At 52.4% G+C, this 14,724-nt stretch carries 13 protein-coding genes and 1 pseudogene; 6 read left to right on the forward strand and 8 right to left on the reverse strand.

From position 1 onward, the window contains the following. Entirely contained in the window at window positions 1–690 is a 690-nt protein-coding gene (locus MKQ70_RS08355; protein WP_248069888.1) for a M24 family metallopeptidase, read from the forward strand. Between the two features lie 37 nt (window positions 691–727). On the opposite strand, the gene MKQ70_RS08360 is transcribed toward MKQ70_RS08355, so the two are convergent. After that, window positions 728–1,198: an ankyrin repeat domain-containing protein gene (locus tag MKQ70_RS08360; protein ID WP_248069890.1), complete on the reverse strand. Its 471-nt coding sequence runs from the start codon at window positions 1,196–1,198 to the stop codon at window positions 728–730. Window positions 1,199–1,335: 137 nt separating this feature from the next. On the opposite strand from MKQ70_RS08360, the gene MKQ70_RS08365 reads away from it, so the two are divergent. Then, entirely contained in the window at window positions 1,336–2,112 is a 777-nt protein-coding gene (locus tag MKQ70_RS08365) for an SRPBCC family protein (protein WP_248069891.1), read from the forward strand. A 133-nt stretch (window positions 2,113–2,245) separates the two neighbouring features. Here MKQ70_RS08365 and MKQ70_RS08370 read toward each other — a convergent pair whose 3' ends face one another. Beyond that, window positions 2,246–2,914: a hypothetical protein gene (locus MKQ70_RS08370; protein ID WP_248069892.1), complete on the reverse strand. Its 669-nt coding sequence runs from the start codon at window positions 2,912–2,914 to the stop codon at window positions 2,246–2,248. 187 nt (window positions 2,915–3,101) lie between these two features. On the opposite strand from MKQ70_RS08370, the gene MKQ70_RS08375 reads away from it, so the two are divergent. Then, complete coding sequence (locus MKQ70_RS08375) at window positions 3,102–3,557, forward strand: FKBP-type peptidyl-prolyl cis-trans isomerase (protein ID WP_248069893.1); 456 nt, start codon at window positions 3,102–3,104, stop codon at window positions 3,555–3,557. Between the two features lie 849 nt (window positions 3,558–4,406). On the opposite strand, the gene MKQ70_RS08380 is transcribed toward MKQ70_RS08375, so the two are convergent. The 3 genes and pseudogenes from MKQ70_RS08380 to MKQ70_RS08390 all read right to left on the reverse strand — a co-directional run bounded on the left by MKQ70_RS08380 (window position 4,407) and on the right by MKQ70_RS08390 (window position 6,279). Beyond that, window positions 4,407–4,976: a hypothetical protein gene (locus tag MKQ70_RS08380; RefSeq protein ID WP_248069894.1), complete on the reverse strand. Its 570-nt coding sequence runs from the start codon at window positions 4,974–4,976 to the stop codon at window positions 4,407–4,409. Between the two features lie 111 nt (window positions 4,977–5,087). Then, a pseudogene (locus MKQ70_RS08385) lies at window positions 5,088–5,243 on the reverse strand (hypothetical protein); the annotation flags it as partial. Window positions 5,244–5,319: 76 nt separating this feature from the next. After that, window positions 5,320–6,279 carry a tetratricopeptide repeat protein gene (locus MKQ70_RS08390; RefSeq protein ID WP_248069896.1) on the reverse strand — a complete coding sequence of 320 codons (960 nt, stop codon included), beginning with the start codon at window positions 6,277–6,279 and terminating at the stop codon, window positions 5,320–5,322. A gap of 250 nt (window positions 6,280–6,529) precedes the next feature. On the opposite strand from MKQ70_RS08390, the gene MKQ70_RS08395 reads away from it, so the two are divergent. The 3 genes from MKQ70_RS08395 to MKQ70_RS08405 all read left to right on the forward strand — a co-directional run bounded on the left by MKQ70_RS08395 (window position 6,530) and on the right by MKQ70_RS08405 (window position 9,300). Then, window positions 6,530–7,801, forward strand: coding sequence for an exonuclease domain-containing protein (locus MKQ70_RS08395; RefSeq protein ID WP_248069897.1), 1,272 nt, complete (start codon window positions 6,530–6,532; stop codon window positions 7,799–7,801). Window positions 7,802–7,948: 147 nt separating this feature from the next. Then, window positions 7,949–8,596, forward strand: a complete 648-nt coding sequence (locus MKQ70_RS08400) for an MBL fold metallo-hydrolase (RefSeq protein ID WP_248069898.1) — start codon at window positions 7,949–7,951, stop codon at window positions 8,594–8,596. After that, the gene (locus MKQ70_RS08405; protein WP_248069899.1) at window positions 8,593–9,300 is read left to right on the forward strand and encodes a rhodanese-like domain-containing protein; all 708 of its coding nucleotides are present in this window, start codon (window positions 8,593–8,595) and stop codon (window positions 9,298–9,300) included. The genes MKQ70_RS08400 and MKQ70_RS08405 overlap by 4 nt, the downstream gene beginning before the upstream one ends. A gap of 47 nt (window positions 9,301–9,347) precedes the next feature. On the opposite strand, the gene MKQ70_RS08410 is transcribed toward MKQ70_RS08405, so the two are convergent. The 3 genes from MKQ70_RS08410 to MKQ70_RS08420 are packed head-to-tail and all read right to left on the reverse strand — an operon-like array spanning window position 9,348 to window position 14,642. After that, window positions 9,348–10,889 (reverse strand): AAA domain-containing protein, encoded by a 1,542-nt coding sequence (locus MKQ70_RS08410; RefSeq protein WP_248069900.1) that lies wholly within the window; start codon window positions 10,887–10,889, stop codon window positions 9,348–9,350. Next, window positions 10,828–14,103 carry a DUF4011 domain-containing protein gene (locus tag MKQ70_RS08415; protein ID WP_248069901.1) on the reverse strand — a complete coding sequence of 1,092 codons (3,276 nt, stop codon included), beginning with the start codon at window positions 14,101–14,103 and terminating at the stop codon, window positions 10,828–10,830. The genes MKQ70_RS08410 and MKQ70_RS08415 overlap by 62 nt, the downstream gene beginning before the upstream one ends. Continuing rightward, a complete protein-coding gene (locus MKQ70_RS08420) occupies window positions 14,091–14,642 on the reverse strand; it encodes a hypothetical protein (RefSeq protein WP_248069902.1) in 552 nt (183 codons plus the stop codon). Before MKQ70_RS08420 ends, MKQ70_RS08415 begins: the two co-directional genes overlap by 13 nt. Window positions 14,643–14,724 lie beyond the last annotated feature (82 nt).

A 14,724-nucleotide genomic window follows, 5' to 3' on the forward strand; every position in this document is an offset into this window, starting at 1 on the left:
ATGAGCAACAGGATGAACGAGTTGGAGCGCAAGTTAAAAGACGCACAACTGAAGGCGGAACGACTGTTCCCGGAGGCGAAAGAGCGCGGTCTGCTCTGCGCCGGACAAACGGAGCGGGCCCTGAACACCAAAATGTACGAGTTGGCTGATGAACTGTTTGGGATCCACAAGTACTGGCACAAGCGGATTGTGCGCGCCGGTGTAAACACCCTGGCGCCTTACGATGAAAACCCGCCCGATTTACTGATTAAAGATGATGACATCATGTTCCCGGATTTCGGTCCCGTGTTCGAAGACTGGGAGGCCGACCTGGGCCGCACGTTCGTGCTGGGGTATAACCCGGACAAGCAGCGCCTCGGCAGGGATATTATCAGTGCCGGGAACAGGGGCGATTACCTGCGCGCGCATCCTGGTATAACGGGAGCCGCTTTATATCAATATTCGGTAGAGCTGGCACAACGTTACGGATGGGAATTCGGTGGCACGATTGCCGGTCATATTATCGGTAACTTTCCACATAAAGAAATACTGGGAAGCGAAATAGAACACTACGTGCACCCGGACAATCATGTGCCGATGAACACGCCGGATAAATTCGGGCACCAGCGGCACTGGATTTATGAGCTTCATTTCGTAGACCGGAAGGCGGGGACAGGGGCATTTTATGAACAACTGGCAACGATCGACTGACCCATAGAAAAGGCGCTGATGACAGCGCCTTTTTACATTATTTCAACAGCTTAAGAATCTCCTCGTCTTCTTCCCGGTCGCGGGCAATTTCGTAAGGCCTTTCGCCATTTACATCTTTCGCATTTTTATTGGCGCCGTGCTGGAGCAGCAGTTTTACCATATCGTATTGTTGTTCGCCTTCTGCCACCTGTATGTGCAGCGGTGTTTCATCATCCATAGATTTTGCGTTTACGTCTGCACCCAGTTTAATGAGCGTTTCCGCTACTTCGGGATACAATACGATGTGCAGTGGCGTTAAGCCCTCATCGTTTTTCGCGTTCACGTCTGCGCCCAGTCCGGCCAGGTATGTGATCAGCTGCGGGTCTTCTGCCAGGGCAGCGGCGTGCATGATTGAAAATTCGTATTCATCTTTTTCTTTCAGCAGTTCCGGCTGAGCAGTGAGGATGGTTTTAACCAGCTCCATGTCGCCGATTTCTGCTGCGTGGTACAAATCAAAGAATGTATGCATGTAAGTGTCTATTTGCGGTAAATATAAGTTGCAGATGATTAAATCTATCAACCTGATATAGTTTTTACTAAAGATTAATGTTCCTGAGAGCTGGAATGGTCTTTGTGACGTTAGGGCATAGCTTTAATCTGTTTGTTATGCAATACAAAGACAATAAACGCTCCCGGCCCCGTGCGGGCACATTGTACGAAAGCAGCCGCGTGATGAACGTGAGCAAAGCCGGACGCGTAGCTTCGTCTACCGCTGGCGCCATGCTGCTGTGGGGTGGCATTGGTGATTTTAGGAAATCGCCATTCAGTTCGCTGCTGAAAGTGGTATCCGGCAGTTACCTGCTGTACCGCGGCATCTCCGGCAACTGCCCGCTTTCCGCCATGTTCCTGGCCGACGACGAGGTGCGGCATACCCCCGCGGTAAACATCCGCACGGAGTTTATCGTGAATAAACCCCGCCCCGAAGTATACCAGGCCTGGCGACAGCTCGAAAACCTGCCCCGATTCATGAAACACCTGAAATCTGTCGACGTTGTAAGCGGCACGCATTCCCGGTGGACGGCCAAGCTGCCCGGTGGTTTCGGCGACTTTGTTTGGGACGCCGAAATCGTACTCGAAGAAACGAACAACGTGCTCGGCTGGCGCTCATTGCCGGATTCGATGATCGAGAATGCCGGCAAGGTGGTGTTCGAAGACACAGAAGATGGCGGTACTCACCTCGAGGTAATTATCACTTACCGTCCGCCCGCAGGGCTGATCGGTACCGGTATTGCCAAATTGCTGAATCCCGCCTTCGAGAAGCTGGTGGAAGGCGATGTGCATAATTTTAGACAGTTCGTAGAAGAGGGAATCAGTATAAAGGATGTTCCCGAAAGGAAAACGACCTTTAGGAACAAATCCAAAGAGGAAGGATTGACTTTATAAGGTATTTAGTTTGATAATAACCTCCCGGGCGCTTGTGCGGTCGGGAGGTTTTTTTTTGCCCCCCTCGATATACAAAAAGCAGCGTGCTTTCGCAACGCTGCCGATTACGGACGATGAACCCACACTACCTGGTTTATATGTCCGTAAGGCTGTTCGCCAATGCAATATCATCCGTGTTCAATCCCGTGCTGTCGCACAGTTTCCAGAAGAGGCTCTGCGCAATGATCGCGGCGTCGAAGTCGCGGTGTTGGCGCGTGTCGTTTTCGTATATGCGTTTTCGGCTAAACAGTGCGTAGAAGTTCTTTAAAGGGGCGTGTTCGTAAACCGGGCCGATACTGTAATGATCGTCCGACTCCGGCATATCGCGGCCGGCATTCATGCACAGTGCACCGATGCGGACGTGCATGTTGGCGGCGGCAGGTACGGTAAAGGTGATGGACTTCGGCACAAGTCCATTCTTTACAGTAGCCGAAGCGGCGACGAATACCAGTCCGGCCGGCAGGGTAAGTTTTATAGGGTGCAGTGTCGTATTCTGCAGGCTGATACAAAGGGCTACGCGGGCGTAACTCATCCCGAAGCGCTGTGCTTCCGGCGTTTCACAGTTACCGCCGTGAATGCCTTGCAACTTAAGCCCTTCCGGCAGCCGGAATAACTCGCCCACGGGCTGGTCGTTGCCCGTACCCATTCCTGCGATCTGTACGCGGGCGGGCGGAGTGGGCCGCGCCGTCCGCACGGTTTTATCCTTTTCGCAGGCAGCTGTGGTGAGCAGCAAAATCGAAACGTAAGTTAATACCGTATTCATCAGCAAAAGGTTTTTGGGGGTTACCGCGAATGAATGTGCAACAAATTTGCCCATATTTGCCGGTTTGTGCAAGATTTGCCCGAATGAACTGCCGGAATTTGTGATTGAACTGCACATATTTTGATTAGCGGGTAACAGACGCCGATTTAATCGTACTTTTGCAGCCATTTTTAATACTTATTTCAAGATGATTGCATCTAAAGGCAGGGTGGTAACGATTACCTACATCATAAAGGACGGACAGGGTAACTTATTGGATAACAACGACGAACAGCCGGTTTCGTACGTCCAGGGCGCTAATAAACTGCTGCCCGGACTCGAACGCGCACTCGAAAACAAACAGGCGGGCGACGCCGTTGTGGTAAAACTGCAGCCGGAGGAAGCCTTCGGCCAGCGGGTAGATAACCTTATCCGCACCCTGCGGCTGCAGGACCTCGAAATAGGTGACACTCCCCTGGAACCAGGCGAAATCATCACCCTGGGAGAAGAAGAAGGCGGCTGGATCGTAACAGCGATCGAAGACGACACCGTATACCTCGACGGAAACGACCCATGGGCGGGTAAAACGCTCCACATTTCGGCGAACGTGCTGGCAGTAAGGGAAGGTTCGCAGCGGGAGATATCGAAGGGGGAAGTGGAATAAAACACAAGCCCCCGCAACCAGCCACACAGCGCGCCGCAATGGCGAGCAAAGCACTTCACAGTTAGTCGCGAGGGGCATCCCAGTTCTAAGCAGTCATGTCTTTTATTTATATTCTTTCGCCAGTTCCTGGTAAATATTCTCTCCCAATCCGGGTCCAGGGGCGACTTGGGCTCAAATGACGCGAACTTTTCGGCCGTTTGCTCCACTACTGGTTTCGCTTTCTTTTTACCACCGCCAAACATGGTAGGGGTATGATATATCACTAAAGCTTTTACAAGATATGCCCTGGGGTTACCGGGATTGGCCGTGATGGCCCGTTCCGCATACTTCCTGCTCTCTGCTCCCAGCGTTACGCCGCGGGAGTTTTTGGCATTGATGCGGGCGCTGAGCCAGTAGGCCATCAGGGTGAGGGTTTCTGAATGCGTAGGTTGCAGGGCGAGCGCCTTTTTTACATAGGGCTCCGCTTTATCGCAAAGGGCTTCGGAATTATCGGCTTTAAAAGAGGCCTGCGTATTTGCCCATCCCGCGTAGTATTGTAACAACCACTCATTGGGGTGTTCCTTCGCCATGCTGGATATTTTATCCGCAGTCTGTTGCCATACGCCAACCGACGTGCTGCTATTCAGGGTTTTGATGTCGCCGGACAATTCCCCCTGCCAATCCGCGGGTTTGTCCTGGGCGGTAAGGGTGAGGCTCAACAACAGGAAGGATAGTAAATGTGTAATCTTGTTCCTCATAATCTCGGGTTTTCGTGAACTATCTATACAAAGGCCAATTACGTACCAAAACAAAAATGCCGCCCCGTTTAAGGTAGCGGCATTTCTTTTGGGGAAATAAACGTGATGAATATTAGAATTTGAAGCTGATGCCCAGTTTAGTCCAGGTTACATCGTAACCTACCTCGGCAAAAGCAGAGATGTTGCTGGCAAAGTAGTAACGGCCGCCCACGATTACGCTGCCGTAGAAGTGCGTGTAACGCTCTTTTACATCTTCTTCGATCCATTTGGACCGGTAGTTTTCGAAACGCAGACCTGTTTGTACACCACCGTACACATCATATTTTTCCGTGTTCAGTTGCTCCCAGTGATAAGTACCGCGGATGCCAATAACGGTATTCGCGTACTTGGTTTTGAAAGAATCACCCTCATAGTCGTTATACTTATGAGTGATGTTGCGGTAGCTGATGATACCGCCCACAGCGAGCAAACCGGGACCCAGTTCTTTCGGGATCACCCGTTCAAAGGCCACGCTAACAGCGGGGAAGCCTTTAAAGCCGGAGCCATAGGCATAAGCAGAGCCAAATCCAATGCCCACGTTCACGAGGTTGTCGCCTCCTTTTAACTGAGCTTCTGCCTGGGGGATAGATAAGCCAACAATGAATGCGGCTGCGAGCGCGATGCGCTTTACATACATGTTCATGATTCAGGAATTATTGAGGTTTTTAAGTGTATTCCGTCGATTGCGATGCAAAAGTAACAGGACACACGCCGGGTTCCTTCAGTAGTAATACGGAGAATTTGAAATGCGTGTTTATTGGAGATACTGCCGCGCTGCCGCCTGCATCCGGGCATCTTCAAGATAGGATTTGGCCCTCGGTGTATTGGGATCCAGGCGGATGGCCTTATTCAGGAAGGCGATGGCCGCGCCATAGTGTAAGGTTTTCAGGTAATACAAGCCTAAGTTCCTATAGGCATATGCGTTAGAAGGATCGAGTTCCGGCTGTGCGCAATCATGCGGCGGCCTTCCTCCAGTTCATTCTGCATCAGGTGCGTATAACCCCGGTTGTCGTATGCCAGCGCCAGTTGGGGGCCAGGTCTATCGCTTTTTCCAGGTAGACGGATGCTTCCGCATAGTCGCCGTTTTCCGCCAGTTCATAGCCAAGGTTATTCAATACTGCCGCATTTTCGGGATCTACGGCCAATGCCTGGCGATAGTGTTTTACGGCCTGTTCACCATCATTGTTACGGCTGGCCAGGCAGCCCGCATGAAAGTGATCGGTCGCATCAAAGCTGGATATCTTACGCAAATGATCGAGACAACGCGCGGCCTCTTCATGTTGTTTGTCGAGCAGCAATGCGCTGCATAAGGCACGCAATACGATCTCGTTCGAAAAGCCCTGTTGTACGATATAATTCAATTCAATCGCCGCATCGCGATAGTTCTCCTCACTATAATGCCGGTGCGCCGCGTGCAGGTGCGGATGAAAGTGGCGCGTGCGGATAGTGAACAAAATCATATAGCCATCATTGTAAAAACGCTGGCGGCCATTTTTGTCCTTCATGCTGCGCGGTACGAGATTCATCAGCAGGTCGATCACGGCAAATGCCAGCACGGTAAAGCCGATAAGCGACAACGCGCGATGATCGTTATATACCAATATCAAACTTAAAGAAACAACAGCGAGCAAAAGAGAGAAAACAGCGCCGCCGAAAAGGATCACCAATTGCTGGCGATAGCTGCTTTCCGCCTGCGAACCGCGACAGAGACCAGCGGGCTTCATCAGCAGTAAAGGCGTTAGGCGGATGTATAAATGTAAGCGGCCCATTTTAAATTGAACCGATTTTTCAACGTCGTTAAATGAACCGATAAACATGTCTACTTTCCCTTGCCTGTTGAACAGCAACATCGGGATAGCATGGCCCAGCTCGTGGAAAAATGTGGTGACGGGATTGATGACCACAATTAACAGATAAATTACGGTAAAGGTCATTACGATCGTCATAGGTAATTTTTTATCCGGTTAGTGGAATTTACAACTAAGATGCGTAATTCCGCATTTTCCATAGTCAAAATAATGTTAAAATATTTAATATATATCGTATTGATATCAGTATCAAGGTATTTTGTCAGAATACGGGGAGCGGGTATCTTTGTTGTCCCATGTATGCAATTGTCGATATAGAAACTACGGGAGGGCACGCGAGTGCCAGCGGCATAACGGAGGTGGCTATTTTTATTTCGGACGGCATCCGGTGGTAGATCAATACCAGACCCTGGTTAACCCTGGCGTAAAAATCCCTGCTTATATTACCGCCCTTACCGGCATCACCAATGAAATGGTGGCGGATGCGCCTTATTTTGAAGATGTGGCGGGCGAGATTTATGCCTTCCTGAAAGACCACATTTTCGTGGCGCACCATGTTAATTTTGATCATTCTTTCCTGAAATTCCACCTGGCGCATTACGGCTACGACCTGAACGTCAGAAAGTTGTGCACGGTACGACTGAGCCGCAAGATATTCCCGGGATTTCCTTCTTATAGTCTGGGTAATCTTTGCCAGCAACTGCGCGTGCCCCTGGTGAACCGTCACCGTGCGGGCGGCGATGCGGAGGCTACCGCCAAACTGTTTGCCATGCTCGTGGAGGCCGATGTGAACGGCGCTATCGCCGCCGCACTGAAGCCAAGTTCCAAAGAGCAGTTCCTGCCACCTAACCTGCCGGTGGAACAGGTACGCGCATTACCGGCGCAACCGGGCGTGTACTACTTCCACGACGAAAAGGGCAAGGTGATTTATGTAGGTAAAGCGAAGAATATCAGCAAACGCGTTAACAGCCACTTTACGGGCAACAATGCCGGCAGGCAGCGGCAGGAGTTTATGCGCAACATCCACAGCATCAGTTTTGAGCCCACCGGTACCGAGTTGATGGCTTTTATCCTCGAATCGGTAGAGATCAAACGCCTGTGGCCGGCCTATAATTATTCACAGAAAAGGGTAGAGGCCCGTTTCGGTTTTTACCTGTTCGAAGACCAGCAGGGTTACCTGCGCCTGGCCATCGAAAAACGCCGCAAACATACCGTCCCGCTCTTCAGCTTCAACCTGATGCTGGATGGCCGCAACCGCCTGAAACAGCTCGTCGCTAAATTCGAACTGTGCCCAAAACTCTGTTTCCTGCAAACGGACCCGAATTGTGTTGGCCGGGCAGACCATTCCTGCCATGGCGCCTGCGAAAAGCAGGAAACGCCGGAAACGTACAACCAACGCGTACTGGAAGCCATCCGGCACCTGCAGGACGAACAGCCTTCGTACGTGATCATGGGCAACGGCCGTGGCGTGGGAGAACAAAGTTGTGTATTGATGGAACGCGGCAAGTTCTACGGCATGGGGTACGTTACCCGCGATATGGCCGTGACCAGTGTTGAAATGTTAAAAGACTTCCTGACACCTTACCCGGAGAACGAGTACATCCTGAACCTTATCCGGCAATATGCAGTCACTAAAGGCCTGAGCAGTTTAACGGCCTGACGGAACCATACTGTATTCACGAGGTGCGGCCTTCGGGTCGCGCCTTTTTTGTGCGTAAAACTGACGTTTCTCAGTCGCTGCTTTGAGCGAAGTCTTTTATTGCCGGTGTGGCCATTGGTACCTTTATACCACGTTAAACATACTGTCATGAAAATACAACAGTTCGAAGACCGGCCACTGGCGCACTATTCTTACGCCATCCTGAGCGAAAAAGAAGCAGAAGTAGTATTGATCGACCCATCGCGCGACATCACCCCCTACCTGCAGTTTGCCCTGGCGCACAAAGCACGCATTACCGCGGTGATCGAAACCCACCCGCATGCCGACTTTGTGAGCGGTCACCTGGAGCTGCACCGCGCAACCGGCGCTACACTCTACATCTCTAAAATAGCAGGCGCTTATTATCCGCATACCACGTTCGACGATGGCGACGAAATCAGCATCGGCGAAATCAAATTAAAGGCGCTGAATACGCCCGGTCACTCGCCGGACAGTATTTCCATCCTTTTGGAAGAAAACGGCGAAAACAAGGCCGTATTCACCGGCGACACCCTGTTCGTTGGCGATGTGGGCCGCCCCGATTTGCGTGAGCAGGCGGGTAACATTACGGCCGACCGGAACAAACAGGCCGCACAGCTGTATCATTCCCTCCGGGAGAAGCTGGCTGTATTGGAAGACGAGGTGATCGTATACCCCGCGCATGGCGCAGGCTCCCTCTGCGGCAAAGCCCGGGTAAAGAAAGCAGCAGCACCATCGGCACCGAGAAGGCCGGCAACTGGGCTTTCCAGGATATGAGCGAAAGAGCATTCGTGGCTGCCCTGAACAGCGAGCAGCCTTTCGTGCCCGCTTATTTTCCCTATGATGTGATGGTGAACCTTAAAGGCGCTTGCGCACTCGCCGATGCTTTATTGCATGTGCCTTTGGCGCAAGATGAAGTTGAAACGGACAAAGGCCTGCCCATCATCGACGCCCGCCCTTCCCGCTTATTCAGGCAGGGCTACTTAGCCGGCGCTATTAACCTGCAGGAAGGCAACGGCTTTGAAACCTGGCTCGGCACGTTCGTGAAACCCGGCACCGCGTTTTACCTGGTGGCAGCATCCCACGAAAAGCTCCGCGAACTGATGGGCCGCGCCGCCAAGATCGGTTATGAACCGTTCATTAAACAGGCATTCGTCTTACAGGGCCCCGTACAAATGGACGTGCTGGACATCGAAGACCTGAAAATGTATGAAGACGACTACACGATCATCGACGTACGCAACGCCTCCGAAGCCGCGGCACAGCCAGTCTTCACGCATGCGATCAACATTCCGCTGAGTGAATTGCAGGAAAGGGCCCGGTTAATTCCCATTCATAAACCCGTAGTGGTGCATTGCGCCGGCGGTTACCGCAGCGCGGCAGGCAGCAGCATTATCGCGAATGCGCTGCGTGGTAAAACAAAAGTGTACGACCTCGGTGAAGCGGTCAAACAGTTCACCGCGCTGGCAGTACATCCTTAATCACCTATAAGCAAGGGCGGCCCGGGACAGGTGGTCGCCCTTCACTATTAAACAACTTCTTCCCAGCCTTCCTTCACCTTATCCTCCGCCAGTTTCTCCATCCCCGCCAGCGCCGCCTGCGCGCCCGGGAACGTTTTCACCTGTACCTGCCCTTTTGCCCCGTTTTTACCGCTCCGTACGATCAGTTTCGCGCCATCCGTGGCTACTTCCCAGAACCTGCCGGTTTGGGTGAACCGGCGGAACGTCAGCGCATCATAGGCGCCGGTAGCTGCTACGGGCGAAGGAGTGGCCTCCGGGAACAGGCTTTGCGGCGCTGCCGGTGCTTTAGGTGCTTCTTCGCGGATATGTTGCAGTTTCTTCAAAATTGCATCCATGACCCTTTGCGGTTGATGCAGCCAGTCTTTGGCAAACACTGTGATCGTGCGCCAGCCTGCGTTTTCCAGCAGGGCAGGGCGTTGGTAGTATTGTTCGATGACGTCGGGATTTGCATAGTAGTTTTCATCGTCGATGATGATGCTCAGGGTGTATGCGTCATCGTCCGGCGACAACTTCACGGCCAGGGAGCAGCGGAAGCCGCTCTGGCCCACCTGCTCGGCTACCGTGAACCCACGCTGTTCCAATTGCTGGCGTACCTGTTGGCGAATAACGTCTTCGCCTGCACGTTGTTTGTGCTGGAACTTCTGCGGCAACAATCCATCCAGGATCTGGCGTGCCTGCTGCATGTGACCGGCACTTACGTTTTCGGCGTAATGCAAAAAGCGGCGGAAGTAATTGGCGCCGGCATTGTACTCGTTCGTAATCTGCGTATGGCGAATGCTGGTCACTACCGCCATGTGTTTCCGGGCGCGGCTGAAAATCACGTTCAGGCGTTTTTCGCCACCTTTTTTATTGATGGGGCCAAAGTTCATGGCCATCTTGCCGCGCTTGTCGGGTGCGTAACAAATACTGAGGATGATGATGTCGCGCTCGTCGCCCTGCACGTTCTCCAGGTTTTTGATAAACAGGCCGGTGAACTGGTCGTCGTCTGTGCGCTCCTGGGCTTCTTCCAGCAGTAGGGAGAAGACTTTGTCTTTGTCTGCCAGGGCATCCAGCGCATTTTCGATGGCGTGCTGCTGTTCCTGGCTGAAGGCCACGATACCGATGCTCTCTTTCGCGCCACGCCGCAATAATTCGCGCACCAGTTCCGCGATATAGGCGGCTTCGCCGGTGTTGCTGCGTTTCACATACTGCCCATGCTGCATAAAGTGATAACTGATGCTCCGGTCGAACAGCGCATTTGCAAACTGTGGCGCATCTTCGGGCAACTGGCTTACAATCGGCACTTTCTCTTTATGATGGATCGATCTGTCGGGGATGGTGAGCAGGCTGGCGTCATAAAACGCGTGGTTACTGTAGCTGATCAGCGTTTCGTACAGGCTGCGGTAGTGCCAGCCGAGCATCACGCTCTGCATTTTGCGCGCGCCCTGTACGAGCAGGCTGTCAGCGTCTGCGCTGAGGATATCGTCTTCGTCCTCGTCATAGGTCATTTCAGGTCGTCCGGATCGCCGCTCTTCGCTGCGAAGAAGTCGGTCGGCGGCATTTGCTTTCATCTCCCACAATGATGGCCTGTGGCGCGCGGTAGAGGGTCGGTACGCCTTCTTCCAGCGTAATCTGGCTGGCCTCGTCGAAGATAACGGCGTCGAAGAAGTTGACGTCCAGCGGCAGGCTGTCGCTCACGCTCAGGGGGCTCATCAACCAAACTGGTTTCAGGTCTTTTAACACTAAACCACTTTCTTTTTCCGCCAGTTCCCGAATGCTCTTGTGACGCATGCTTTTCGAAAACTCGTTTTCGAGAATACGCCGGCCTTCGGCATAATCTTTCTTGAATTGCTGTTCATCTTCCTTCAACTGTGCCAGCGAACGATTGCTGATATCCACGTGATGCTGGAACTGCTGGCGGATATTGGCGCGGATGCAGTCGGCATTGAGTTTCAGCAGTTGTTTGTAGTTGTGACGTACGTGCTCCACGGCTTTCTCAATAGCAAGACTGTCCGTATTTGCAAAGCTCTTATTATACTGGTAAATATGCCGCAGCGTTTTATGCGCCATGTTCGCTTCCATCTGTTCGGGCGACATGGGCATGCGGCGCACCGCGTGTTTAATACCATCGGGCATGTTGACGTAGTTGCCGAGTGCGGGCAGCAGGTCGTCCAGCGAATCGGCGTTGATGCTGATGTTCTCCAGGTCGTCCAGCAGCTCCTGTACAGAAGGCCGTGCCGGGTCCTGCAAACACTGGCGGAGTTGGGTGTCCAGGCGGTTCAAGATTTCGTGTATGCCTGCGAGTTGTTTCACCAGCCGGGATGCTTCGGGATGTTTTAATAAATATTGCAGGCTGCGGTCGTCCATCTTTGCGCGCATGCGTTCAATGGCGAGGCGCGTCATATCGAGGTGATCGATCCGGTATTGCTGTTGCAGCTGGCGATATAACTCGTTCACCCTGTCAGCTGCATCATATTCAGATTTCAATTGTTCAAGAATAGCGCTGTACGCAGGTTTAACGAGGTGCTGCGAAAAATCGTAGCTGTCATCTATCTGTGCTTTCAGTTGCCGCCAGGTACCATTCAGGAAACGGAAAAACGCCTGTTCCTGCTGCGTGGCCACCTGTATTGCGTGTAACGTATCCTGCTGGCTGAATTTCCTTTTCCAATTACGATTCTGTTCCACGATGGCCGCCTGGGCCTGTTGCGCCAGCTTGTACTGCACCACTTGCTGGTCGAACTGCTGTGCAGCCGGGTTAGCGGGATCTACCAGTTCTAAGTTGCCGGTTTCCGCCAGCGGTTGTAACAGCGTGGCATGCAACACCAGCTGCCGGATGCCTTCGATACTTCCTGCATATGCGGCGTCCACATTATTTTCCTCCACAACGCGGATTACGGCGTTCAGCAGTTCCTGTGTTTGTTGCAACAGCTGCTCCAGCAAATGATGTGGTTGTGGCGATGTAAATACCTGCTCGTTCAGCCGGCTGATGGGATGTTCTGCAAAAGAAGACGATGCGCCGGTTTCTTCCAGTGCTTTACCCAGTTGTTCGATGACCTGTCCGAACTGCAACCATTGCTGGTAGTGGGGCAGGAGTTCTTCCTCCTTCGCCTGCATCTGCTGTAACAGCGGCCGCATGCCGATCACCTTTTCGATGAGGCGGTGTACGCTGACGCCCGCCAGTTCCTGTTCTTCGGCGTTGATGTTATGATATTGCTCCAGCAGCAGCAGCTGTTCCTGCATGTTTTGCAACAGCACACTTCTTTTCAGGTTGATGCTGTGGAGGTCCATTTTCTTATGCAGGAAATCTTCGTAAGTGGCTTTGAGGTTGCGGATGAAAGGACGTTTGTCGCCCTGGCTGTCGTGAATGTAACAACACAGCTCATCGAGCCCCTGTTGTTTGAGGCGGTAATACACCACATCCAGCGCCGCGCGCTTTTCACATACGAACAACACCGTTTTGCCACGGGCTACGAAGTCGGCCACTAGGTTCGTGATCGTCTGGCTTTTACCCGTACCCGGAGGACCCTGGATGATATAACTTTCCCCCGTACGCGCCTGCGATATGGCCCTGGCCTGCGTGGGGTCGGCATTAATCACATGAAACCACTGATCGGGCGGGGCCGATTCCGGTACGCCATGTTGCAACGGTTTGGGTTGCGCACTGAACAGCTGTTCAAACACCTCGTGTGCCACATCCTGCTCCATCACACTATTGTAATCGCGCACCAAGCTCATTTTCTTATAATTGAAATTGCCCAGCACCATGTTGCACACGTCAAAGTCCCAGCGGTAGGGATTGGCCTCCGTTTCGGCCATGGTAAACATTTCCTTCTCGGTTACCGGGTCGGTAATGAGCTGCGGCGCTTCTTCGTCGGGCGTTAAGGTGGCTACCGCCTTGGTATCCGCGGCCGCGCCGGGTTTATTCAGCCTTTTCAGGTATTGATTTACGGTTTGCCGCGCTTCCTTATATACCAGGTTGATGCGCGGTTTATCCGAATACTGCAGCACAATGCCGCGGTTCGCCCCCTCGATCTGCACCTGTAACAATTGATAAAACTGTTGCAGGCTCATTTCGTCCAGGTCGATGTATTCCGGCAATTTAATGCCGTATAATTCGTGCAGGAAGTTGGCCAGTACCGGGTTTACCTCGGCTTCGTTATCCGTTACCTTTAACAGGTACTGATCTTCCGTTACACTTTTCTTTTTCTTCAGTTCGACAGGTATGAGCAGCAAGGGGCTCTGGATGCGTTCATCGGCCTCGTCGCGCAGGTTGTGCCAGCTTAAAAACGCGATCACCAGTTTCAGCTGACTGAAGCCAAATTCCTGTATGTCGTGCTGCGCTTCCACACGGATTTTATTAAGTGCCGCCGGCAGATACGGGTGGTCATCGAACCGCAGGTATTTGTTGAGCGACATCTCCTTCATGCCCTTTACGTTCGCGGCAATGTCTTCGTTCCAGGTGAAGAGGTGCTGGGGACGGATGCTCTGGTAATGTAATACCATGGGCACGCTGCTGATCGTGAGGTTCACGAAGCGGGCATTGGATTTATAATACAGCAAACGATTACGCCGGCTCGAATCGAACAGACGGTTACGGAGTTTATTGAGAATAAAGGTATTGCGGTCGTTACTGGTTTTTTGTCCCCAGCCGGCTACTTCGGCAAGGTCCAGTTGCTTTTCCGGATCGAAGTCGCGGTAATGTTCCAGCCGGTGAATGGCTTCGTACAGGTCCTGCGTACGTTTGTTGCGGTCCAGTTCCGTCATTTCCGCGATCAGCGTGCCCACGGCCGGGTGAATACGTTGTTTGTAACGACTTGGGTGGGAGCGGTGCGTGACAAACAGCGCGAGTTCTTTTCGTCATACAGGTCCAGGCTCATGGCCATACTGCCGAGTACGAGCCCGAGGCAAAAAATGTCGGTCTGTTCGTCGTGGTGGCTCAGCAACATTTCATAACCCTGGTAACCAGGAATATACGCCGGATGTTTCAGCGGTTGTTGCAGGTCGGTTTGTATGCGGAGGCTCACCGCGTTGTCGTCGGTGATCTTTACTTTGTCAACTACCTCAAAATGTGGCGATTGGGAGCGGGTAAGTGCGTTCACCGCCGGAATATTGAACTGCGGCATGCCGGCCATGTCCGTGTTCATGGTCAGCGTTTGCCCCTCGGCAATCAACGCTTCCTCCCGTTCAAAAGGAGCCACCAGCTGGTCTTCATGGATCTTTATTACGGTCCGGAACAGTGGCAGCACACAAGCAATCACATCATCCGTTGTGTAATCCCCATGCTGAAATGCCGTCACTAAAAATTGCCTGAATGTCTGTGTCATAATTGCCATTGCGATTGCGCAAAAATATAACGTTTTTATGCTTTTGTTGGTATAAATGATTTGGGGGAGCGCAAAGAAAAAG

The organism is Chitinophaga sedimenti, from assembly GCF_023156195.1.
GTDB lineage: Bacteria > Bacteroidota > Bacteroidia > Chitinophagales > Chitinophagaceae > Chitinophaga > Chitinophaga sedimenti.

Excerpts from the sequence above, each read along its gene's own strand:
- MKQ70_RS08365 (WP_248069891.1), top strand. The coding sequence starts at position 1,336 with ATGCAATACAAAGACAATAAACGCTCCCGGCCCCGTGCGGGCACATTG.
- MKQ70_RS08400 (WP_248069898.1), top strand. The coding sequence starts at position 7,949 with ATGAAAATACAACAGTTCGAAGACCGGCCACTGGCGCACTATTCTTAC.
- MKQ70_RS08375 (WP_248069893.1), top strand. The coding sequence starts at position 3,102 with ATGATTGCATCTAAAGGCAGGGTGGTAACGATTACCTACATCATAAAG.
- MKQ70_RS08360 (WP_248069890.1), bottom strand. The coding sequence starts at position 1,198 with ATGCATACATTCTTTGATTTGTACCACGCAGCAGAAATCGGCGACATG.
- MKQ70_RS08355 (WP_248069888.1), top strand. The coding sequence starts at position 1 with ATGAGCAACAGGATGAACGAGTTGGAGCGCAAGTTAAAAGACGCACAA.
- MKQ70_RS08410 (WP_248069900.1), bottom strand. The coding sequence starts at position 10,889 with ATGAAAGCAAATGCCGCCGACCGACTTCTTCGCAGCGAAGAGCGGCGA.
- MKQ70_RS08420 (WP_248069902.1), bottom strand. The coding sequence starts at position 14,642 with ATGACACAGACATTCAGGCAATTTTTAGTGACGGCATTTCAGCATGGG.
- MKQ70_RS08380 (WP_248069894.1), bottom strand. The coding sequence starts at position 4,976 with ATGAACATGTATGTAAAGCGCATCGCGCTCGCAGCCGCATTCATTGTT.
- MKQ70_RS08405 (WP_248069899.1), top strand. The coding sequence starts at position 8,593 with ATGAGCGAAAGAGCATTCGTGGCTGCCCTGAACAGCGAGCAGCCTTTC.
- MKQ70_RS08390 (WP_248069896.1), bottom strand. The coding sequence starts at position 6,279 with ATGACGATCGTAATGACCTTTACCGTAATTTATCTGTTAATTGTGGTC.
- MKQ70_RS08370 (WP_248069892.1), bottom strand. The coding sequence starts at position 2,914 with ATGAATACGGTATTAACTTACGTTTCGATTTTGCTGCTCACCACAGCT.